Origin of the sequence: Azospirillum sp. B510 (assembly GCF_000010725.1) — a bacterium.
Lineage (GTDB): Bacteria > Pseudomonadota > Alphaproteobacteria > Azospirillales > Azospirillaceae > Azospirillum > Azospirillum lipoferum_B.
The window spans coordinates 333,574-354,185 of the sequence record NC_013856.1 but is presented as its reverse complement, the minus strand read 5'-3'; the positions used below and the strand labels follow the sequence as shown (position 1 = coordinate 354,185).

The window sequence follows — 20,612 nt, the reverse complement described above, 5'->3', positions numbered from 1 at the left end:
CTCAGACGGCATCCCGCCGCACCCGGTCGGCCACCTGGCGGGCCAACCGCCGCCCGCCGCGCTCCTCGCCGAGCGCCCGGCGCGGATCGCCGTCGGTCGGCTCCGCCAGCGCCTCGGCAAGGCGGGCGGCGAGATCGCCCTCCCACAAGGCGGTGATGGCGCCCATCCGGCGGTAATTCTCCACACCCGGCGCGAAGACCGGGGAGGAGGCGCTCAGCTCCGTCAGCCGCTCCAGCGGGATCTTGGTGACGCGGGACATCGCCGGCAGGTTCATCACCCGGATCTCGGCGTCGGGCAGGGCGTAGCAGCGGTCGGCGAACAGGCTGGTGGCGAGGAAGCCGCCGCTGACCGCCTGCCCATGGACCAGCCCCAGCACCCGGTGGCCGTTGCGCCGGGCCAGATCGATGCATTTGGCCAGATGCGCCATATAGCCGTTGATGCCCAGCAGCTCGTCGCGATGGCTCAGCCGCTGGCCCTGGGTGTCGACCAGCAGCAGGATCGGACGGCCGGGATGGCGGCGCACCACCTCCAGCACCGCGCCGGCCATGCGGAAGGCCAGTTCGATGCCGATCGGCGTGTTGTCGAGGGTGCCGATCACCGCCACGTCGGTGCCGGAAACCCGGCCGCAGCCGTCGAAATGGACGCCATCCACAGCGATGCCGTGCCCGTCCGGGAACAGCCGGTCAAGAAGAGTGGTCAAATCCATAACTCAGGCCCTCCGGTCGCGGACGGTGGCGAGGAAGCCGGCGGTGTCGAGGAGCGGCAGCCGTTCCGGCTCCTCCACCCCCAGCCGCTCCCAGATGTCGAGCGCGTCGCGGCAATCGCCGAACCGCTCCAGCCGGCGGCCGAACGCCGCATGCTCCGCCTCCAGCGCCGCCAGCGACAGGTCGGGCTTGCTGTCCAGCAGGGCCAATGCCTCGGCGCGGAAGGCGGCGACATCATCCTCGACCAGCGTCGCCGCCTCGCCCAACAGATAGCGGTGCTTGCCGCCGACGGTGCGCCAGACCAGGGCGCGGTCGCGGCTGTCGAACTCCTCCACCCCCATGGTGGTCTCGATCACCTCGGGGCCGGACAGGCCGAGGCGGCCCTCCTCGCTCATCACCACCGCGTCGCACAGGCGCGACACGATGCCCATGCCGCCGAAACAGCCGAAGGTGCCGCCGTCCAGCACGATCACCGGGATGCCGGCCGCCCGCACCGCCAGCACCGCGCGCATCACCTCCGACACCGCGATCAGCCCGGCATTGGCCTCATGCAGCCGGACACCGCCGGATTCGACCAGCAGCAGCACGCCGTCCGGACGGCTGTCGAGCGCGCGTTCCAGCAGGCCGGTCAGCTTGGCGCCATGCACCTCGCCGACGGCACCGCCCATGAAGCCGCCTTCCTGGGCGGCGACCAGCACCCGGCGCCCCGCCAGCCGCCCCTCGCCGACGATGATGCCGTCGTCGAAGGCGGCCGGCGTGTCGAGCTGGCGCAGATGCGGGCTGACCACCCGTTCGGTCGGCGGCAGGATCTCGGCGAAGCTTCCGGCGTCGAGCAGCCCGGCGAGACGGCCACGGGCGCTGTCCTCGTAATAGCTGCGGCTCATGGTTGGGCTCCCCCGGCGAAGGCGTCCAGCGCCTGGTCCAGCCGCAGGCCGACCACGGCCGGCGTGGCGCCGACATCGTTGATGGAGATGCGGACATCGGCCAGCGGATGGCGGGCGAAGACGTCGTCCATCACCGCCCGCCACGTCGCGCCGAAGCCGACCGCCGCCGTCTGGATCTCGATGCGGCAGAGGCCGCCGAGCGGTGCGGCTTCGACCAGCACCTCCAGATTGCCGGACCCGACGACGCCGACCAGCACCGAGGGGGGTGGGGACAGCGCGGGCCCAGTGTTGAGAGGCCGGCCGCCGCGATATTCGAAAGTCAGGGTTTCCATGGGATGCCGCTCACCAGTTGCGGAAGCGCTTGGGCGGGTCGTACAGGCCGCCCGATGCGCGCACCAGATCCTTGATCGACCGCGCGGCCAGCAGGTCGCGGGTCGCCAGCCGCTTGTCGATGCCCAGATCCTCCGGACGGCGGATGACGCCACGGTCGCGGAGGTTCTCCACCATGCGGCGGTCGCGCCCGCGCCCGACCGGGGTATAGCCGGCGACGCCGCGGATCGCCTGTTCCCGCTCCTCCGCCGTCCGGCAGAGCAGCAGGTTGGCGATGCCCTCCTCCGTCAGGATGTGGGTGACGTCCTCGCCATAGATCATCACCGGCGGCAGCTCCATGCCGGCGCTCTCCGCCAATTCCCAGGCGTCGAGCCGCTCGACGAAGGCCGGCTGCATGTGCTCGCGGAAGGTCTCGACCATCTGGACGACCAGCTTCTGGCCGCGCGGCATCTGCCCGCCGCCCTCGCGCGCCTCCCGTCCGGCCTTCAGCCAGGCCGGGCTGGCATGGCGGCGTCCGCGGGCGTCGGCCCCCATGTTGGGCGCGCCGCCGAAGCCGGCGATGCGTCCCAGCGTGGCGGTGGAGCTGTTGCCGGCGAGGTCGATCTGCAAGGTCGAGCCGATGAACAGGTCGCAGGCATAGTGGCCGGCGGCCTGGCACATCGCCCGGTTGGACCGCATGTTGCCGTCGGACCCGGTGAAGAACACGTCCGGCCGTTCGCGGATATAGGCCTCCATCCCCAGCTCCGAGCCGAAGGAATGGACGCTTTCGACGAAGCCGGCCTCGATGGCGGGGATCAGCGCCGGGTGCGGGTTCAGCGCCCAATGCCGGCAGATCCTCCCCTTCAGCCCCAGCGACTCCGCATAGGTCGGCAGCAGCAGCTCGATGGCGGCGGTGTCGAAACCGATGCCGTGGTTCAGCCGCTGGATGCCGTATTCGGCATAGATGCCCTTGATGGCCATCATCGCCATCAGCACCTGGATTTCCGAGATCTGCGCCGGATCGCGGGTGAACAGCGGCTCGATATAGTGCGGCGTCGGGCTCTGGATGACGAAATCGACCCAGCCGCCGGGGATGTCGACGCGCGGAACCGTCTCCACCAGCTCGTTGACTTGGGCGATGACGATGCCGCGCTTGAAGGCGGTCGCCTCGACGATGACCGGCGTGTCCTCGGTGTTGGGACCGGTGTAGAGGTTGCCGGCGGCGTCCGCCGCCTGGGCGGCGACGAGGCTGACGCGCGGCGTCAGATCGACGAAATAGCGGCCGAACAGCTCCAGATAGGTGTGGATGGCGCCGATGGCGATCCGCCCGTCCGCCACCATGCGCGCCAGCCGCGCCCCCTGCGGGCCGGAGAAGGAGAAGTCGAGCTTCGACGCGATGCCGCGTTCGAAAACGTCGAGATGCTCCGGCAGGGCCAGCACCGACTGCACCATGTGCAGGCCGTTCACCCGCGCCGGATCGACCGAGGCCAGGCTGCGGGCGAGGAAATCGGCCTGCTTCTGGTTGTTGCCCTCCAGGCAGACGCGGTCCTCCGGCTCCAGCACCGCTTCGAGCAGGGCGCTCGCGTTGGCGGCGGCGACACGCTTTCCTTCGGTCAGCCCGGCGGCGCGGGCCAGCCGGGCGTCGCGGTTGCGCCCCCGCAGGTTCCAGTCGCGCATGGTGTCAGCTTCCTTCATCACGTTGGTTCGCGATCAGCCCAGTCAAATCAGCGGGGTCAATTCAGCCGGCGACCGCCTTGATCGCCAGGAACAGCACGGACGGCCCCATCAGGCAGCCCAGGCCGGTGTGGAAGGTGGCGACCAGCGCGCCATAGGGCACCAGCCGCCGGTCGGTCGCCGCCAGCCCGGCGCTGACGCCGCTGACCGTGCCGGCCAATCCGCCGAACACCATCGCCGCCTGCGGGTTGTCCAGCCGCATGAAGCCGGCCAGGACCGGCGTGAAGATCATCACCAGGATCGCCTTGACCACGCCGGTGGCGATGCTGAGCGCGATGACGTCGGAGCTGGCGCCGATGGCCGCCCCGGTCACCGGGCCGACGATGTAGGTGATGGCGCCGGCGCCGATGGTGGTCAGCGCCACCGGGTCGGTGTAGCCGAAGGCCATGGCGACGGCGACGCCGACGATGAAGGGCAGCACGGTGCCGAGGAACAGGGCGATGAAGCCGAGCCAGCCGGCCTTGCGCGCCTCGTCGATCTGCACCTCGCTGGCGGTGGCGACGATGCAGAAGTCGCGCATCATCGCGCCCCCCATCAGCGCCAGCCCGCTGAACAGGGTCAGGTCGGCCAGGCCCTTGGTCTTGCCGGTGACCAGCCCGCCCCAATAGGCGAGCGCCAGCCCGGCCAGCACCGCGATGGCGGAACCGTGCACCCGGCCGCCGGTCAGGCGGCGGGCCAGGAAATTGGAGAGCCAGACGATGATGCCGACGATGGCGAAGGCGGCGACCAGCTGGTTGTCCGCGATCTCATGCATGAATTTTTCGAGCATCGCGGCCCCCTTATTCGAGATCGGCGCCGGCGGTGCCGGCCTGCCGGCCGGCTTGCCAGGCGGCGGCCGCACCGGTGCGCTGGATCGCGCGGTTGATCAGCGAGATGACGCAGGCGCACAACGCGACCGAGCCGAGAGCGGCCAGCAGGGCGATCGGACCGCCCTTGACGGCGACGATGACATTCTGGGTGGCGGCCATGGCGACCACCACCGGGATATACATCATCGCCCAGAAGGTGATGCCCCTCTCGGTCTCCGGCCGCAGCAGCCCGCGCTTGCGCATGTGGTACTGGGCGGCCATCAGCAGCATCATGGCGATGCCGACGCCGCCGACATTGGCCTTGACCCCGATCAGCGATCCCAGGATGTCGCCGAGCAGGACGCCCAGCAGATAGCAGGCCGCCAGCAGGGCGGTGCCGAAGATCACCATGGCGCCACCTCCCCCGTGGCGGAGGCCGCGGCGGCGGTTGGCGGAATTGGAATTGGCGGATTATGTCGGCCCGTCATGTGCGCTTCCCCATTTCGTCGTTTCATGCGGCCCGGCGGCCCAAGGCTGGACTGGCAGCGGGGTCGAACCGGATACGCGTCACGACGGCGGCCGACGATGGTTCCCAGAGCGGGCGGTGCCGCGCGATTCATGTATGCGCACCAGCCGAGGATTGGGTCTTTCGTATTTTTTGATCAGCCGCCGCTACTGTTGCGCATACATATCATGCGCGCCGGGGCCTGAAAACATAATTTTGACCGTTTATCGGGTTTCCGTATACTGATCCGCGATGATGCCGGTATGTGCGCATACACGGCTGGGCAATCAGACATGGTCATGTACGCAGATGGATGCCATTCAGCCAGCGGAACCCCCTGAGCGGGACGTGACCGACGACGGTAAGAGCCTGCTGTCCGACGTGATCCGGGTCGCCCTGGCCGACGAGATCGCGACCGGCCGGCTGAAGCCGGGCACGCCGCTCGACGAACAGCAGATCGGCCAGCGCTTCGGCGCCTCGCGCACCCCGGTGCGCGAGGCGCTGCGCCAGCTCGCCACCACCGGCATGGTGGAGGTGCGGCCGCGCCGCGGCGTGGTCGTCGCCACCATGACGGCCGAGCGCATCATGGACATGTTCGAAACCACGGCGGAGATGGAGGCGATGTGCGTCCGTCTCGCCACCTACCGCATCACGCCGATGGAACGCAGCCGGTTGCAGACCATGCACGAGTCCTCGGCGGAGATGGTGCGGGGCGGCGATCTCGGCGCCTATGACGATTTCAACCGCCGCTTCCACGAGGCGATCTATCAGGCCACCCACAACCACTTCATGGCGGAGCAGGCGGTCGGCATCCGCGCCCGCCTCGCCGCCTTCCGCCGCACCCAGCTCCGCCATGGCAACCGGCTGGAGACCTCGCACGCCGAACATGGCGCCATCCTCGACGCCATGGCGCGCGGCGATGGCGGGGAGGCCGCCCGCCGCATGCGCGCCCACATGCTGAACGCCAGCTGCGCGCTGACCCGCTACATCCAGGACCTCGATTTGCCCTGACTGCCGGCCAGATGCCGGCCTGACACGCCACTGTCTCCGGACGGTCATGATGTAGCAACACTACAGAAGCGCAACCAGCGCAAGAGTGACGGCGCACCCTCCTGTAAATCCCTTGTTTTCCTATGCTTGCCCCAATTTTGCCGCAACGCCCCCTGCGACGGAATTGCTCAGGCGGTGCCCTTGCCAGCGGCCTCCCGACGGGAGTATGTAGTAAAGCTACATGGCGGACGCGAAAGCCGCCGCCGATGGGCCGCGACACCGCGCGGCAGCGAGGACATCGACCGATGAACATGGACAGCAAGGATGTGGGCTGGAGCCAGCCGACGCCGCAGACTCTCGACGCGTTGATGCCCGATGCCATCGCGCTTGCCGCCGAGAATCTCGGTGTCAAGAAGGCCCATTACGACACCCCCACCCTGTTCGCCCTGGCGGTCCTGGCCGGCGCCTTCATCGCGCTGGGCGGGCTGTTCGCCACCGTCACCATGTCGGGCGCCGAAGGCATGCTGCCCTACGGCCTGACCCGGCTGCTGGGCGGGCTGGTCTTTTCGATGGGGCTGATCCTGGTCATCATCGGCGGCGCGCAGCTCTTCACCGGCGACGCGCTGATGGTGATGGCCTGGGCCAGCGGCCGGCTGCATGCCCGCGAGATGATGCGGGTGTGGACCACGGTGTGGATCGGCAATTTCGTCGGCGCCGCCGGCACAGCGCTGCTGGTCTTCCTCTCCGGCCAATACACCTTCGGCCATGGCGCGGTCGGCGCCTCGGCGCTGTATTTCGCGGTGGCGAAAAGCTCGCTGCCGACGACCCAGGCCTTCTTCCTGGCCATCCTGTGCAATGTGCTGGTCTGCCTCGCCGTCTGGCTGGCGCTCGGCGCGCGCAGCGTCGGCGACAAGATCCTGGCGATCACCTTCCCGGTCGCCGCCTTCGTCGCCGCCGGCTTCGAGCACTGCGTCGCCAACATGTATTTCGTCCCGCTCGGCCTGCTGATCGAATGGGGCGCGCCGGACAGCTTCTGGCACGACCTCGGCCGCGCGGCACCCGTCATCCCGGTCGGCCAGTATCTGGTCAACCTCGTCGCCGTCACGCTCGGCAATTGGATCGGCGGGGCGGTGATGGTGGGCGCCGTCTACTGGTTCATCTACCGGCGCCCCAAGCTGCGCTGAGCGCTCCGCCGACAGCGCTTCCGACCGAACCCCGCAAATCACCATTCCTCAAGACACGGGACATCCCTTCCCATGAGCGTCATCACCGAGATTCACGCCCGCGAAATCCTTGACAGCCGCGGCAACCCGACCGTGGAAGTGGACGTCGCGCTGGACAGCGGCGCCTTCGGCCGCGCCGCGGTGCCGTCGGGCGCCTCCACCGGCGCCCATGAGGCGGTCGAGCTTCGCGACGGCGACAAGGGCCGCTACGGCGGCAAGGGCGTGCTGAAGGCGGTCGAGGCCGTCAACGGCGAGATCTACGACACGCTCGCCGGCTTCGAGGCCGACGACCAGCGCGCCATCGATCTCGCCATGATCGAGCTGGACGGGACCGAGAACAAGGGTCGGCTCGGCGCCAACGCCATCCTTGGCGTTTCGCTGGCGGTCGCCCGCGCCGCCGCCGAGGATGCCGGCCTGCCGCTCTACCGCTATGTCGGCGGCGCCTTCGCCTCGCTGCTGCCGGTGCCGATGATGAACATCATCAACGGCGGCGCCCATGCCGACAACCCGATCGACATCCAGGAATTCATGATCATGCCGGTGGGGGCCGAGACCGGCGCCGACGCCATCCGCATGGGCTCGGAAATCTTCCAGTCGCTGAAGAAGAAGCTGAAGGACGCCGGCCACAACACCAATGTCGGCGACGAGGGCGGCTTCGCCCCCAACCTGGCCTCCACCGACGACGCGCTCGGCTTCGTCATGAAGGCGATCGAGGCCGCCGGCTACAAGCCGGGTGACGACGTGATGCTCGCCATCGACGCCGCCTCCACCGAATTCTTCAAGAACGGCAAGTATGAGCTGGCCGGCGAAGGCAAGTCGCTGTCGCCGGAACAGATGGTCGCCTACTGGACCGATCTGGCCGGGCGCTACCCGATCATCTCGATCGAGGACGGCATGGCCGAGGATGATTGGGAAGGCTGGAAGGCGCTGACCGACGCCATCGGCGACAAGGTGCAGTTGGTCGGCGACGACCTGTTCGTCACCAACCCCAAGCGCCTGGCCCAGGGCATCCGCCAGGGCGTCGCCAACTCGATCCTGGTGAAGGTCAACCAGATCGGCACGCTGTCGGAGACGCTGGAAGCCGTCGACATGGCGCACAAGGCCGGCTACACCGCCGTCCTGTCGCACCGCTCGGGCGAAACCGAGGACAGCACCATCGCCGACCTCGCCGTCGCCACCAACTGCGGCCAGATCAAGACCGGCTCGCTCAGCCGCTCCGACCGCCTCGCCAAGTACAACCAGCTGATCCGCATCGAGGAGCAGCTCGGCGTCGCCGCCCGCTTCGCCGGACGCGGCATTCTCAAGGCCTGAGTTTCCCGAGCTCCTGAAGTCCCCTGCCCGGCGGCCCGCCCGCCTCGTCCTCTCCCGCCCCCGGAGAGGCGATCACGACCGGACGGATCGCACCTGAAGGGACTTCACGGACGGGCGGCGGGCGCCGCTTTCTCTTGGGACGCCCCGCCGTAGTACCCCCCTCCTCCCGTCTCTCCCCGGGGGGAGGGGGAAGCCCCGCCGGACCACCGCGGCCCCATGGGACACCTCTACGGCCCCCTGCGGCATAGTGTCAGGACGGGGAGTTTCCACTGGTTCCATGTTGCGGCGCACATTTAATATATTAATATATCTTTGGTTCCCGGCGCAGCGGACAAGGCTGGCGCAAAACGGGCGACGCATCTGGACGGGTTTTACTGTTCGTCCTCTTCCCGACGCCGCCCCATCGGACCGCCAAACGGGCCGCTCGCTCGACCCGGTCAACCGGAGTGTTTAGAAATGCGTGCCAATGGTGAAGTTTCCGGCAATGGCGCCTGCGCCGTGGTCGAGAATGTGACCTTCGAAGAAATCCAGATCGGCCAGACGGCCAGCCTGTCGCGCCAGCTCACCCTGATGGATGTGGAGCTGTTCGCCACCGTGTCGGGCAACATCAACCCGGCCCATCTCGACCCGAAATTCGCCGCCGACAGCCGGTTCCAGAAGGTGATCGGCCCCGGCATGTGGACGGGCTCGCTGATCTCCGGCGTGCTGGGCACCTATCTGCCGGGCGCCGGCTCGCTCTATGCCGGCCAGAGCCTGCAATTCCGCCGCCCGGTGGGCTTGGGCGACATCGTCACCGCCACCGTCACCGTCACCGAGAAGCGTCCGGCCAAGAACATCGTCGTCTTCGACTGCGTCTGCACCAACCAGGATGGCGAGGTCGTGGTTCTGGGCACCGCCGAGGTGGTCGCTCCGACCCAGAAGGTGGTCCGTCCGGCGCATGAGCTGCCGCAGATCCAGATGATCCGCCACGACAAGCATGACGCCCTGCTCGCCAAATGCGACGAGTTGCCGCCGGTCGTCACCGCCGTCGCCTATCCCTGCGACGCCAGCTCCCTCCAGGGCGCCGTCGAGGCCGCCGAGGCCGGGCTGATCGACCCCATCCTGGTCGGGCCGGAAGCCGTCATCCGCAAGGTCGCGGCGGCGAACGGGCTCGACATCGCCCGCTACCGCATCGTCGACGCCGCCCACAGCCGCGCCGCCGCCGCGTCCGCCGTGGCGCTGGCCCGCAACGGCGAGGCCGAGGCGGTGATGAAGGGCAGCCTGCACACCGACGAGCTGATGGGCGAGGTGGTGAAGAAGGAGACCGGCCTGCGCACCGCCAGCCGGATCAGCCACGTCTTCCTGATGAATGTGCCCACATACTCCAAGACGCTGCTGATCACCGACGCGGCGATCAACATCTATCCGACGCTGGAGGACAAGGTCCACATCGTCCAGAACGCCATCGATCTCGCCAAGGTGCTGGGCGTCGCCACCCCGCGCGTCGCCATCCTGTCGGCGGTCGAGACGATCAACCCGAAGATCAACACCACGCTGGAAGCGGCCGCCCTGTGCAAGATGGCCGACCGCGGCCAGATCACCGGCGGCATCCTCGACGGCCCGCTGGCCTTCGACAACGCCATCTCCGCCGAGGCGGCGCGCACCAAGGGCATCACCTCCCCGGTCGCCGGCCAGCCCGACATCCTGCTCGCCCCCGATCTGGAGGCCGGCAACATGCTGGTCAAGCAGCTGTCCTTCCTGGCCAACGCCGACCTCGCCGGCATCGTGCTCGGCGCCAAGGTCCCGGTCATCCTCACCAGCCGCGCCGACAATGTGCGGGCGCGCCTCGCCTCCTGCGCGGTCGCCTCGCTGGTCGCCGCCGCGAAACGCCAGCCGAAGCTCGCGCTGGCCGCCGAATAGGACGTAATCGTCATGGTCGCACTGTCAAACTCCAGCGAGGACGCCTGCCTCGTCATCAATGCGGGGTCCTCCAGCCTGAAATTCTGCGTCTTCCAGGGTGGCAGCGCCGCCGAGCTGGCGCCGGTCGTCACCGGCCAGATCTCCGGCATCGGCACCGCCCCCCGCTTCGAGGCCAAGGACGCCTCCCGCAACAAGATCGCCGACCACAGCTGGGCCGACGGGGAGAATCCCGGCCGTCCGAAGCTTCTCCACCATCTGCTCGACTGGATCGGCGGCACGCTGAAGGGCGCCACGCTGGTGGCCGCCGGCCATCGCGTCGTCCATGGCGGCACCCGCTTCTCCGCCCCCGTCCGCGTCACCGCGGCGGTGCTCGACCAGCTGGAGGAGCTGATCCCGCTCGCTCCCCTGCACGAGCCGCACAACATCGCCGCCATGCGGGCGCTGGCGGAGGTCTATCCGTCGCTGCCGCAGGTCGCCTGCTTCGACACCGCCTTCCACCAGACCCAGCCCTGGCAGTCGCAGACCTTCGCCATCCCGCGCGAGCTGACGGCGAAGGGCATCCGCCGCTACGGCTTCCACGGGCTGAGCTACGAATATATCGCCCACCGCCTGCCCCAGGTGGCGCCGGAGCTGGCCGACGCCCATGTGGTGGTCTGCCATCTCGGCAGCGGCGCCAGCCTGTGCGCCATGCGCGGCGGGCACAGCGTCGACACCACCATGGGCTTCACCGCACTGGACGGCGTGCCGATGGGCACCCGGCCGGGCGCCATCGATCCCGGCGTGCTGATCTATCTGATGCGCGAGAAGGGCTACGGCGCCGACGAGCTGGAAAAGCTGCTCTACCACAAGTCGGGCATGCTGGGCGTGTCGGGCATCTCCAACGACATGCGCGACCTGGAGAATTCCGACCTGCCGGCGGCGGCCGAGGCGGTGGAGCTGTTCTGCCACACTGTCGCCAAGCAGGTGGCGGCGCTGGCCGGCTCGATGGGCGGGCTGGACGCGGTGGTCTTCACCGCCGGTGTGGGGGAGAACTCCACCCTGGTCCGCGCGCGGGTGGCGGAGAAGCTGGCCTGGCTCGGCGTCGCCATCGACCCGGCGGCCAACCGGGCCAAGGCGACCCGCATCTCGGCCCAGGACAGCCGGGTGCCGGTCTTCATCATCCCGACCGACGAGGAACGGATGATCGCCCGCCACACGCTGGGCGTCATCGCCGCGGCGCAGGTGAGCCGGGCGGCTTAAACGTCCTCTCCCGCCCGGAGAATCCCCTCTCCCCAGGGGGGAGAGGGAGACCTTCCCGGTAAGGAAGAAGGCATCATGGAACAGGTCCCCACAAGCGCCGTCATCAAACCGCCGGAGAATGTCCGGCTCGGCATCCTGTCGATGCTGCTGGCGATGGTGCTGATGACCATCATGAACGCGCTGGCCAAGATCCTGGCGGAGACCTATCCGCTGGGCGAGGTCACCTTCTTCCGCAACCTGTTCGCCCTGCTGCCGGCGGTCGCCATGGTCGCCGCGGCGGGCGGGCGGAGCTGCCTGCGCACCGACCATCGGCTGGGGCATCTGTGGCGGGCCATCGTCGGCCTCGCCTCCATGGTGCTGCTGTTCTGGGCCTACCACCTGATGCCGCTGGCCAACGCCGTGGCGATCTCCTATTCCGCCCCGTTGTTCCTGACCGCGCTGTCGGTGCCGCTGCTGGGCGAACGGGTCGGTCCGTTCCGCTGGGGCGCCGTGGTGGTCGGCTTCGCCGGCGTGCTGATCATGGTGCAGCCCGGTCCCGACATGATCGACCGCGGCGCGATGGTGGCTCTGACCGCCGCCGTCAGCTACGCGCTGGCGATGATCGCCATGCGCCAGCTCGGCCGCACCGAACGGCCGGTGACCACGGTCTTCTATTTCACCGTCATCTCCACCCTGCTCAGCGCGCTGGCCTTGCCCTTCGGCTGGACCATGCCGGACGGGCATGGGCTGCTCCTGATGGCGGGGATGGGAATCGCCGGCGGCGGGGCGCAGTATTTCAGCACACGGGCCTATTCGCTGGCCCGGGCGGTGGTGGTCGGCCCCTTCAGCTATGCCAGCCTGATCTATGCGACGATCCTCGGCTGGCTGGTCTGGGGCGATGTTCCGGCCCCGCATGTGCTGGTCGGCGCCGCGGTGGTCATCGGCAGCGGCCTGCTGATCCTCTACCGCGAGACCCGGCGCGGGGCCGCCCCCGCCCGCCCGGAGGCGCCGCGCGGCGCCGGGCCGGTCAGGACCGCCTGAGCGGCCCCGGCCCGAACAGCGCGAAACAGACACAGCGCGAAACAGACACCGAGATTCGTTCGAAGGAAAGGACAGGCATCATGGTCACGACCGATGTCCACCGCACCCCGGCTCCCCGCCTGACCGGCCGGCTGCACCTGATCACCGGCGGCCGCGACGCCGCCGGCCCCGACCGCCCCCATCCGCCGATCCCGGCGCACAAGGCGGCACAGCCCGCCCATGCGGTCTGCGCCATCGTCGGCGGCACCGGCCTGTCCGCCAAGCTGGAGCTGCTGCGGCGGCTGGTGACGCGGGTCGATGTGCTGGCGCTCGGCGGCGGCATCGCCAACAGCCTGCTCGCCGCGACCGGCACCGACATGGGCGCCTCGCTGTGCGATCACGCGTTGATCGACGAGGCCCGCAAGCTGCTGGACCGGGCCAAGGCCTGCGGCTGCGAGGTTCTGCTGCCGGTCGATGCGGTGGTGGCGACCGAGGCGCGCAAGGGAGCGGAGGACCGCGTCGTCCCCTGCGCCGCCATCGGGCCCGAGGATATGGTGGTCGACATCGGCCCGGCGACCGTGGCGCGGCTGACCGCCTGCGTCGAGGCCGCGCGCACCGTCGTCTGGACCGGCCCCCTCGGCGTTTATGAGATCGCCCCGTTCGACGGCGGCACCAACGCGCTGGCCTGGCTGATCGCCCGGCGCACCCGCGACGCCGGCCTGCAATCGGTGGCGGCGGGCGACGACACCATCGTCGCCCTGGCATCGGCCGGCGTGGAAAGCCGCTTCAGCGAGCTGAGCACCCGCGACGCCCTGCCGTCCTGGCTCGACGCGATGTCGCCGCGGGCGGTACCGGCCTGACGGCCGTCCTCTCCACCAAATTTGCGAACCCCCGCGGGTCGAACCCCGCTTTCACGGGTTAACTCAAGGTCTCCATGCCATCGGTACGGGACCGAAACGAAAAGACTGGAGCACATCATGGCTGTACGGGTAGCGATCAACGGTTTTGGCCGCATCGGCCGTCTGGTTCTGCGCGCCATCTACGAGAGCGGCCGCAAGGACGTGGAGGTCGTGGCGATCAACGACCTGGCCGATCTGAAGGCGAACGCGCACCTGCTGAAGTACGACAGCGTCCATGGCCGCTTCCCCGGCACCATCGAGACCGGAGACGGCGTCCTGATCGTCAACGGCCATTCGATCAAGGTCGTCCAGGAGCGTGACCCGGCCAAGCTGCCGTGGAAGGATCTCGGCGTCGAGATCGCCATGGAATGCTCGGGCATCTTCACCAAGCGGGCCGACGCCGCCAAGCATCTGGAAGCCGGCGCGCAGAAGGTGCTGATCTCGGCCCCGGCCACCGACGAGGACATCACCGTCGTCTATGGCGTCAACCACGACAAGCTGACCGCCGAGCACAAGATCGTCTCCAACGCGTCCTGCACCACCAATTGCCTGGCCCCGGTGGCCTTCGTGCTGAACAATCTGGTCGGCATCGAAAAGGGCTTCATGACCACGATCCACTCCTACACGGGTGACCAGCGGATCGTCGACACCAACCACAAGGACCTCCACCGCGCCCGCGCGGCGGCCCTGAACATGATCCCGACCTCGACCGGTGCGGCCAAGGCGGTCGGCAAGGTCCTGCCGGAGCTGAAGGGCAAGCTGGACGGCACCGCCATGCGGGTGCCGACGCCGAACGTGTCGGTCGTCGATTTCAAGTTCACCGCCAAGCGCGCCACCTCGGTCGAGGAGATCACCAAGGCGATCGCCGACGCCGCCAACGGCCCGCTGAAGGGCGTGCTGGGCGCCTACACCGAGGATCTGGTATCGTCGGACTTCAACCACGACGCGCACAGCTCGACCTTCGCCCTGACGGAAACAAAGGTCATCGACGGCAATTTCGTCCGCGTCATGGCGTGGTACGATAACGAGTGGGGCTTCTCCAACCGCATGGCCGACACCGCCGTCGCGATGGCGAACGCCAAATAAGGCGACCAACCCGGATCAGCCCGACCCAGACCAGAAGGAGCCGGACGATGAGCAAGACGGTCATATGGACGGAAACCGACGCCAAGGGTTTCGAGTCCGAGTGCCTGTTCAACGAGGACAGCCGCCACTATGAGGTGATGGTCTGCGCATCGGGCCGGCGCCTCTGCCGGTCGGAGTCCTTCCCGGCCCAGTCCGATCCCATGCAGGGGATGAGCGAGGCCGACCGCCGCCAGGCCCTGCGCTGCGCCGAACGGCTGGTGACCGAGATCGAGCATGATCTGGGCGACCGCTGACAAAAATCGGCAGGTTGAAACGGTCAGGGCCGGCATCCTCGGGGTGCCGGCCCTTTCGCGTTACCGATGCCCGGCGAAATCCGCCGTCCGCTCGACGAGATCGTCCAGATCGCGGTGGAACTGCTCCAGCGCGAAGCCGGTGCCGAACATCCGCCACAGCCAGTCGGTCGGCATGTCGCGGGTCCGCCGTTCGGCCCGCGTTTGCTCGATGGAGCCGCGATAGGTCGCCAGAGCATCGGTGAGCGCGGTGGAACGGTCGGGCGCCAGTCCGGCGCTCAGGGCGTCGGCCAGACCGCGCAAACTCGCCGCCCCCGCCACGGCGACCGGTGCCCAGTCGGGACAGACGTCGCGGTCCTGGATATCCAACCGCGGCTGCCCCACCGCCCGGCGCAGCATCACCAGATCGTTGCGCAGCCGCATCAGCGTCCGCAGCAGCGGATCGGGATCCGGCATGTCGGCCAGCCGGCTGCGCCGCTCCCGCGCGGCCTCCCCCACCAGCGTCTCCAACCGGGTCAGGGCTCGCCGGCTGCCCACCACCAGCCGTTCGAGTGCCTCCAGGGAAGCGTCGTCGCCGACGGCCAGCGCATCCAACTGATCGGCGAGCAGCCGCGCCACCGCCGCCGCCGAGTCCAGCACCGTGCGCGAGGCGCGGGCCGGCGCCACCAGCAGCGACACCAGGATGCCGACGGCGCAGCCCAGCCCGACCTCCAGCATGCGGTCGAGCGCGACGGAGAGCGGCCCGAGGCTTGCCCCGGCACTGCCCAGCAGCACGATGATCGCCGTGATCGGGGCGATGCGGAAGCCCGCCGACATCGCCGCCAGATAGGAGAGCGGCGCCACCGCCGCCAGCAGCGCCAGGGCGCGCGCCAGCCCGTCGGTGTGGGGAATCAGCATGGCGATCGCGCCGCCATAGGCCACGCCGACCAGCGATCCGGCGAACCGGTCCAGCGCCGCCTTGAGCGAGCCGCCGACATTGCTCTGGGTGACGATGAGCGCCGTGATCACCGCCCAGAAGCCTTGCGGCAGATCCAGCGCGTTGGCCAGCGCGAAGGTCGCCAGGGACGAGACGGTCATCCGCAGGGCATGCACCAGCTTGGACCGGTTGCGCACCGTCCACGGCGCGACCGCGCCCGGCACTCCGTTCATCCCGCCGCTCTCTCCGCCATCCCGCTCATTCCTCTTGCTCCTCCTCCTCTTCCTCCGGTCCCTCGTCGAGAACCACCGTGTCGTCGACGGCGTAGAGCATGCACTCCTCCTTGCCGCCCAACTGCTCGCAGCGTTCCAGGGCCGCCGTCTTCGCCTCCTCCTCGCTGTCGCGGTCCCAGACCGAGCCCCAGCGACCGGCCAGCGTCACCGCCAGCGCCTTGTGGCCGGGGTTGCGCTGGTAATTCACCATGCCGACCTTGCGCGTCAGGTCGCTGACGAAGGGGACCCGCGCGGGATCGAAGCGGCCGGCGCCGACGATCTCCACCGGCATCGGCCTGAAGTCTTTGGCGTCCGTCATCACCACCTCGTCGCCGACCGCATAGAGGGTGCAGGGCTCCTCGGCGCGGTACTGGCAATATTGCAGGGCGCTGCGCTTCACATCCTCCTCGGTCCGGCTGTTCGACCTGTTGGAGAAATAGGCGTAATTCCCCTTGGCCGAGATCGCCAAAGCCTTGGGCGAGGTCAGGCCGGGATACATCGCCAGCGCCTCGCGCGCCTTGACGCTGAGATAGGGAATGGATGCCGGGTCCACCGGATGGGCCGGGCGGGCCGGCGGAGGAGCCGGAGCCGCCGGTGCCGGGACCGGTGCCGGGGAGAGGGCCGACGGCGGGGTCGGAACCGGCGGGGCGGCGAGTGACGCGATCGACAGTTGCGCCCGTTCGGACGGCGCCGGGCTGGCCGAACCGGCGGGCGCGGCGGACGGTGCCTCGCTCCCCAGCTCGGCCATCCGCGCCTCGGCGATGGGGGCGAAGGTGCCCTGCGGGAACTGCTTCAGATAGGCCTCGAACAGGCCGCGGTTGGAGCTGCCCTTGATGCTGTCCCAGAACAGCGTCTCCTTGTCGGCCCCCGCTGCGGCGCCGGCCGTGGCGGCCCCGTCGGCCGGCGCCGGCGGCATCACCACCGTGGTCGGCCCCAGGAAATAGAAGCGCCCTTCGATGGGAGAGGCGGAAACCCAGGGCTGCTGGACGCCGCCGGAACCGCGTTTCACCGTGATGCCGACATCGTTGAAGACATCGAACACATTCTCCCCCGGCTTCAGCATGGCCTTCGACAAGGCTTCGGTGTAGGGGCTGTTGGCCCCGGCGCCGTCGGCCGCCACGGCGCCCGGCTGGGTCGCATAGGCGATGATGGTGCCGGCCGGCGCCTGCATCTGCGCCAGACCGGGAGACGCCGCGCGCAGGCCGCGCCCGCCGAAGGGATTGTTGCGGCAGGCGTCGAGGATGACGATGTTCAGCCGGCTTTCCGCCAGCGCCATCTCATCCAGCACGCTGGCGATATCGACCAGCTCGTAACGGACATCCGCCTCCTTCTCCAGATTGGCGGAGACCGGCAGCAGATAGTTGGTTCCCCGCGCCTGCATGCCGTGCCCGGCATAGAAGAACAACCCGACATCGGCCCCGGCCAGCTTGGCGCCGAAGCTGCGGATCGCCCGTTCGGTGCCGGCGCGGTCGAGGTCGAGCTGCGGCCCTCCACCGATCAGCTCGAAGCCGGCGGTGCGCAGGGAGTCCGCCATCGCCTTGGCGTCGTTGACCGGGTTGGGCAGCCGCGGCGCATACTGGTAGGTGCTGTTGCCCAGCACCAGCGCCACCCGCCGGTCCGCCATCGCCTCCCCCGGGCCGGACACCCAGGCGAAAAGCGACAGGGCGAGCGCGAGGGTGCGTCCCAGGTTATTCACGGCCGGTGTCCTTCGGATCTGAAGCGTTGCCGCCACTCTGCCCGCGCAACGCCCGCGCTTGCAAGACCGGCAATGCCACGCGCGATGCCGCCGCCACGCGACGGCTTTGCGAATGGCCGTTCACATCCGCTTCTCAAACCGTTCATGAGGCTGACCAACGACATTCAATGCGGTCGCCCAGACTGCGCGCTGACACAGGGCTGGCGCAAGCCGGCCAAAAAATCCGCAAGGGAGAGGAACGCCGTGTTCAAGACCACCGCCCGCACCATGACAGGTTCCATGGCCCGCAGCATGACCCGCACCGTGGCCGCCGCCGGGCTCGCCGCCCTGCTGATGAGCGGAACCGCCGCACCGGCCGCCTTCGCCGATGACGGGCTGCCCAACGTCACCATCCTGGCGACCGGCGGCACCATCGCCGGCACCGGTGCCACCAGCACCACCACCGTCGGCTACACCGCCGCCAAGGTCGGTGTCGAGAAGCTGATCGAAGCGGTGCCGGAGCTGAGGAAGGTCGCCAACGTCAAGGGCGAGCAGGTCTTCCAGATCGCCAGCGAGAACATGACCAACGAGCATTGGCTGAAGCTGGCCAAGCGGGTCAACGAGTTGCTGGCCCAGAAGGATGTCGACGGCATCGTCATCACCCACGGCACCGACACCATCGAGGAAACCGCCTATTTCCTCAACCTGACGGTCAAGAGCACCAAGCCGGTGGTGATCGTCGGCGCCATGCGCCCCTCCACCGCCATCAGCGCCGACGGGCCGGTCAACCTCTACAACGCGGTGACGCTGGCGGGCTCCAAGGACGCCGTCGGCAAGGGCGTGCTGGTCGCGTTGAACGACCAGATCAACGCCGGCCGCGACGTGACCAAGACCAACACCTCGACCGCCGACACCTTCCGCACGCCGGAACTGGGCTTCCTCGGCTACATGCAGGACAACAAGCCGCACTTCTACCGGCAGGTCGTGCGCAAGCACACCGCCGAGGCCGAGTTCGACATCTCCAACCTCGACAGCCTGCCGCAGGTGGACATCGTCTATGGCTATGCCAACAACAACCGCACCGCGCTCGACGCCCTGGTGAAGGCGGGAGCCAAGGGCATCATCCATGCCGGCGTCGGTGACGGCAGCCTGTCGAACGCGATGAAGCCCGGCCTGATCGACGCCCGCAAGCAGGGGGTGATCATCGTCCGCTCGTCGCGTGTCGGCAACGGCATCGTCGCCCGCAATGGCGAGGCCAACGACGACGAGCTGGATTTCATCGCCAGCGACACCCTCAACCCGCAGAAGGCGCGCATCCTGCTGATGCTGGCGCTGACCAGGACGACCGACAGCAAGGCCATCCAGAAGATGTTCTACACCTACTGACCCGGTGCCGGAGGGGGGAGGCGCCCGCCATCCCCGGCCGCCCCGCCCCCTTCCGGTCGGTAACCGACCTCGACACCAACCCTCCCCGCGGCGCGCTGGTCTCCGCCAGCGGACCGCGATATGGCTTCTCCAGCCGGGCGGAATGGGTTCTGCTGCTGATGCTGGGCTGGGACACCAGCGACCCGCCGCGGCCGGACACCCGGCCGGATCCGAAGCCCTGGGGCGACTGACGCGGCGGAAAGCGGAAACGAGGAAGGGATAGGACGGAATGACCGATGGCATGCCTCCCGCCTGGATGCTGTGGGCGCTGTTGTCAGCGTGCTTCGCGGCGCTGACCGCCGTCTTCGCCAAGGTCGGCGTCGAAGGCGTCGGCTCCGACATGGCGACGCTGATCCGGACCGCCGTCATCTTCGCGCTGCTGATCGGAATCACCGTCGCGTCGGGTCAGTCGCTGTCGCCTTCGGCGGTGCCGGGCAGGACATGGCTGTTCCTGGTGCTGTCCGGTCTCGCCACCGGTGCCTCCTGGCTGTGCTATTTCCGCGCGCTGAAGCTGGGGCCCGCCTCCCAGGTGGCGCCGGTCGACAAGCTCAGCGTCGTGCTGGTCGCCCTGTTCGGCGTCCTGTTCCTCGGCGAGAGGCTGTCGGCACCGAACTGGCTTGGCGTCGTCCTGATCGCCGCCGGGGTGATCCTGCTGGCGTTCAGGTGACGCCCTCAAGCCGCGCGGACGTGGCGGAGGAAATCCTCGGCCTGATCGCGCAGGAAGAGCGCCTGCCGGCCGAGATCGGCGGCAGCGCGAACCTCCGAGGCCATCGTGCTGGTCTCATGGGCGGAGCGGGAGACCTCCTCGATGGTGTCGGACACCTCGGTCGTGCGGTCGGCGGCGCGCTGGACCGAGCGGGCGATGTCGGCGGTGGTGGCGCTCTGCCGGTCGGCGGACGCGGCGATGCGGTTCACGAGATCGCTGACCGACAGCACGGTGCGGCCGATGCCGCCGATGGCCTCCACCGCATCGCCGGTCACCGCCTGGATTTCCGCCACCTGCCGGGCGATGTCGTCGGTCGCCCTCGCGGTCTGGTTGGCGAGCGTCTTGACCTCTCCGGCGACGACGGCGAACCCCTTGCCGGCTTCGCCGGCCCGCGCCGCCTCGATGGTGGCGTTCAGCGCCAGCAGGTTGGTGGCGATGCGCAGATCGCCCATGAACAGGGTCGCGGTGCCGCCCACCAGCCGCTTGACCCGGTCCACCGGCTCGAACAGGTCGTTCAGGGCGCGGTCGCCGGCATAGAGCTTGCCGTCACGCACCTCGAACGTCTGCCCATACTGCTTCAGCACGTCCCAGGCGACGCGCATGTTGGTTTCCTGCCGCTCCATCGCCATCCGGTCGGCGTAGCCGGTCAGCAGACGCTCATTGACACCGAATGTGGAGAAGGCAAGCAATATAAACCCTCCGCCACAAAGCAGAACGGTCTTTCCCGCAAGGGACAAAGCTTTTATCATCGCACCCAA

At 68.8% G+C, this 20,612-nt stretch carries 20 protein-coding genes; 11 read left to right on the top strand and 9 right to left on the bottom strand.

The window, feature by feature from the left end; translation table 11 throughout:
• Window position 1: 1 nt before the first annotated feature.
• From mdcE to madL, 6 genes are read right to left on the bottom strand one after another with little or no spacing between them, the layout of a single operon-like run.
• Complete coding sequence (gene mdcE / locus AZL_RS22955; RefSeq protein ID WP_012976828.1) at window positions 2-706, bottom strand: biotin-independent malonate decarboxylase subunit gamma; 705 nt, start codon at window positions 704-706, stop codon at window positions 2-4.
• A gap of 3 nt (window positions 707-709) precedes the next feature.
• Entirely contained in the window at window positions 710-1,588 is an 879-nt protein-coding gene (locus AZL_RS22950) for a biotin-independent malonate decarboxylase subunit beta (RefSeq protein ID WP_012976827.1), read from the bottom strand.
• Window positions 1,585-1,920, bottom strand: coding sequence for a malonate decarboxylase acyl carrier protein (gene mdcC, locus AZL_RS22945; protein ID WP_012976826.1), 336 nt, complete (start codon window positions 1,918-1,920; stop codon window positions 1,585-1,587). Before mdcC ends, AZL_RS22950 begins: the two co-directional genes overlap by 4 nt.
• Window positions 1,921-1,930: 10 nt before the next feature.
• Window positions 1,931-3,592 (bottom strand): malonate decarboxylase subunit alpha, encoded by a 1,662-nt coding sequence (mdcA, locus tag AZL_RS22940; protein WP_042445094.1) that lies wholly within the window; start codon window positions 3,590-3,592, stop codon window positions 1,931-1,933.
• A gap of 43 nt (window positions 3,593-3,635) precedes the next feature.
• Entirely contained in the window at window positions 3,636-4,400 is a 765-nt protein-coding gene (madM, locus tag AZL_RS22935) for a malonate transporter subunit MadM (protein WP_012976824.1), read from the bottom strand.
• A gap of 10 nt (window positions 4,401-4,410) precedes the next feature.
• Window positions 4,411-4,830: a malonate transporter subunit MadL gene (gene madL, locus AZL_RS22930; RefSeq protein ID WP_012976823.1), complete on the bottom strand. Its 420-nt coding sequence runs from the start codon at window positions 4,828-4,830 to the stop codon at window positions 4,411-4,413.
• Window positions 4,831-5,233: 403 nt separating this feature from the next.
• Here madL and AZL_RS22925 point away from each other — a divergent pair, with 403 nt between their 5' ends.
• The 9 genes from AZL_RS22925 (at window position 5,234) to AZL_RS22885 (ending at window position 14,863) form a co-directional block, all read left to right on the top strand.
• On the top strand, window positions 5,234-5,935 hold the full coding sequence (locus tag AZL_RS22925; RefSeq protein ID WP_012976822.1) for a GntR family transcriptional regulator: 702 nt from the start codon (window positions 5,234-5,236) through the stop codon (window positions 5,933-5,935).
• A gap of 284 nt (window positions 5,936-6,219) precedes the next feature.
• Complete coding sequence (locus tag AZL_RS22920) at window positions 6,220-7,098, top strand: formate/nitrite transporter family protein (protein ID WP_042445091.1); 879 nt, start codon at window positions 6,220-6,222, stop codon at window positions 7,096-7,098.
• Between the two features lie 72 nt (window positions 7,099-7,170).
• The gene (eno, locus tag AZL_RS22915; RefSeq protein ID WP_012976820.1) at window positions 7,171-8,448 is read left to right on the top strand and encodes a phosphopyruvate hydratase; all 1,278 of its coding nucleotides are present in this window, start codon (window positions 7,171-7,173) and stop codon (window positions 8,446-8,448) included.
• A 456-nt stretch (window positions 8,449-8,904) separates the two neighbouring features.
• On the top strand, window positions 8,905-10,347 hold the full coding sequence (locus AZL_RS22910) for a bifunctional enoyl-CoA hydratase/phosphate acetyltransferase (protein ID WP_012976819.1): 1,443 nt from the start codon (window positions 8,905-8,907) through the stop codon (window positions 10,345-10,347).
• Between the two features lie 12 nt (window positions 10,348-10,359).
• Complete coding sequence (locus AZL_RS22905; RefSeq protein WP_012976818.1) at window positions 10,360-11,586, top strand: acetate/propionate family kinase; 1,227 nt, start codon at window positions 10,360-10,362, stop codon at window positions 11,584-11,586.
• Window positions 11,587-11,661: 75 nt separating this feature from the next.
• A complete protein-coding gene (locus AZL_RS22900; protein WP_012976817.1) occupies window positions 11,662-12,606 on the top strand; it encodes a DMT family transporter in 945 nt (314 codons plus the stop codon).
• Window positions 12,607-12,686: 80 nt separating this feature from the next.
• Window positions 12,687-13,445: a phosphoglycerate kinase gene (gene pgk / locus AZL_RS22895; protein ID WP_012976816.1), complete on the top strand. Its 759-nt coding sequence runs from the start codon at window positions 12,687-12,689 to the stop codon at window positions 13,443-13,445.
• Window positions 13,446-13,562: 117 nt separating this feature from the next.
• Window positions 13,563-14,570: a type I glyceraldehyde-3-phosphate dehydrogenase gene (gap, locus tag AZL_RS22890; RefSeq protein ID WP_012976815.1), complete on the top strand. Its 1,008-nt coding sequence runs from the start codon at window positions 13,563-13,565 to the stop codon at window positions 14,568-14,570.
• Window positions 14,571-14,617: 47 nt separating this feature from the next.
• Entirely contained in the window at window positions 14,618-14,863 is a 246-nt protein-coding gene (locus AZL_RS22885) for a hypothetical protein (RefSeq protein WP_042445088.1), read from the top strand.
• A gap of 60 nt (window positions 14,864-14,923) precedes the next feature.
• Here AZL_RS22885 and AZL_RS22880 read toward each other — a convergent pair whose 3' ends face one another.
• Window positions 14,924-16,009, bottom strand: coding sequence for an FUSC family protein (locus AZL_RS22880; RefSeq protein ID WP_012976814.1), 1,086 nt, complete (start codon window positions 16,007-16,009; stop codon window positions 14,924-14,926).
• A 25-nt stretch (window positions 16,010-16,034) separates the two neighbouring features.
• Complete coding sequence (locus AZL_RS22875; RefSeq protein ID WP_247894457.1) at window positions 16,035-17,744, bottom strand: caspase family protein; 1,710 nt, start codon at window positions 17,742-17,744, stop codon at window positions 16,035-16,037.
• A 333-nt stretch (window positions 17,745-18,077) separates the two neighbouring features.
• On the opposite strand from AZL_RS22875, the gene AZL_RS22870 reads away from it, so the two are divergent.
• Both AZL_RS22870 and AZL_RS22865 read left to right on the top strand, forming a co-directional pair.
• Window positions 18,078-19,109, top strand: coding sequence for a type II asparaginase (locus AZL_RS22870; protein ID WP_012976812.1), 1,032 nt, complete (start codon window positions 18,078-18,080; stop codon window positions 19,107-19,109).
• 268 nt (window positions 19,110-19,377) lie between these two features.
• The gene (locus AZL_RS22865; RefSeq protein ID WP_012976811.1) at window positions 19,378-19,815 is read left to right on the top strand and encodes an EamA family transporter; all 438 of its coding nucleotides are present in this window, start codon (window positions 19,378-19,380) and stop codon (window positions 19,813-19,815) included.
• Between the two features lie 5 nt (window positions 19,816-19,820).
• Here the strand turns inward: AZL_RS22865 and AZL_RS37545 are convergent, their stop codons facing one another.
• Window positions 19,821-20,543: a methyl-accepting chemotaxis protein gene (locus AZL_RS37545; protein WP_052293753.1), complete on the bottom strand. Its 723-nt coding sequence runs from the start codon at window positions 20,541-20,543 to the stop codon at window positions 19,821-19,823.
• Window positions 20,544-20,612 lie beyond the last annotated feature (69 nt).

Bases quoted from the DNA above. Each gene is read 5' to 3' on its own strand.
- madM (WP_012976824.1), bottom strand. From the start codon at position 4,400: ATGCTCGAAAAATTCATGCATGAGATCGCGGACAACCAGCTGGTCGCC.
- AZL_RS22910 (WP_012976819.1), top strand. From the start codon at position 8,905: ATGCGTGCCAATGGTGAAGTTTCCGGCAATGGCGCCTGCGCCGTGGTC.
- madL (WP_012976823.1), bottom strand. From the start codon at position 4,830: ATGGTGATCTTCGGCACCGCCCTGCTGGCGGCCTGCTATCTGCTGGGC.
- AZL_RS22870 (WP_012976812.1), top strand. From the start codon at position 18,078: ATGAGCGGAACCGCCGCACCGGCCGCCTTCGCCGATGACGGGCTGCCC.
- AZL_RS22920 (WP_042445091.1), top strand. From the start codon at position 6,220: ATGAACATGGACAGCAAGGATGTGGGCTGGAGCCAGCCGACGCCGCAG.
- AZL_RS22880 (WP_012976814.1), bottom strand. From the start codon at position 16,009: ATGAACGGAGTGCCGGGCGCGGTCGCGCCGTGGACGGTGCGCAACCGG.
- AZL_RS22925 (WP_012976822.1), top strand. From the start codon at position 5,234: ATGGATGCCATTCAGCCAGCGGAACCCCCTGAGCGGGACGTGACCGAC.
- AZL_RS22865 (WP_012976811.1), top strand. From the start codon at position 19,378: ATGACCGATGGCATGCCTCCCGCCTGGATGCTGTGGGCGCTGTTGTCA.
- gap (WP_012976815.1), top strand. From the start codon at position 13,563: ATGGCTGTACGGGTAGCGATCAACGGTTTTGGCCGCATCGGCCGTCTG.
- pgk (WP_012976816.1), top strand. From the start codon at position 12,687: ATGGTCACGACCGATGTCCACCGCACCCCGGCTCCCCGCCTGACCGGC.
- eno (WP_012976820.1), top strand. From the start codon at position 7,171: ATGAGCGTCATCACCGAGATTCACGCCCGCGAAATCCTTGACAGCCGC.
- AZL_RS22900 (WP_012976817.1), top strand. From the start codon at position 11,662: ATGGAACAGGTCCCCACAAGCGCCGTCATCAAACCGCCGGAGAATGTC.
- AZL_RS22885 (WP_042445088.1), top strand. From the start codon at position 14,618: ATGAGCAAGACGGTCATATGGACGGAAACCGACGCCAAGGGTTTCGAG.
- AZL_RS22950 (WP_012976827.1), bottom strand. From the start codon at position 1,588: ATGAGCCGCAGCTATTACGAGGACAGCGCCCGTGGCCGTCTCGCCGGG.
- AZL_RS22905 (WP_012976818.1), top strand. From the start codon at position 10,360: ATGGTCGCACTGTCAAACTCCAGCGAGGACGCCTGCCTCGTCATCAAT.
- mdcC (WP_012976826.1), bottom strand. From the start codon at position 1,920: ATGGAAACCCTGACTTTCGAATATCGCGGCGGCCGGCCTCTCAACACT.
- mdcA (WP_042445094.1), bottom strand. From the start codon at position 3,592: ATGAAGGAAGCTGACACCATGCGCGACTGGAACCTGCGGGGGCGCAAC.
- mdcE (WP_012976828.1), bottom strand. From the start codon at position 706: ATGGATTTGACCACTCTTCTTGACCGGCTGTTCCCGGACGGGCACGGC.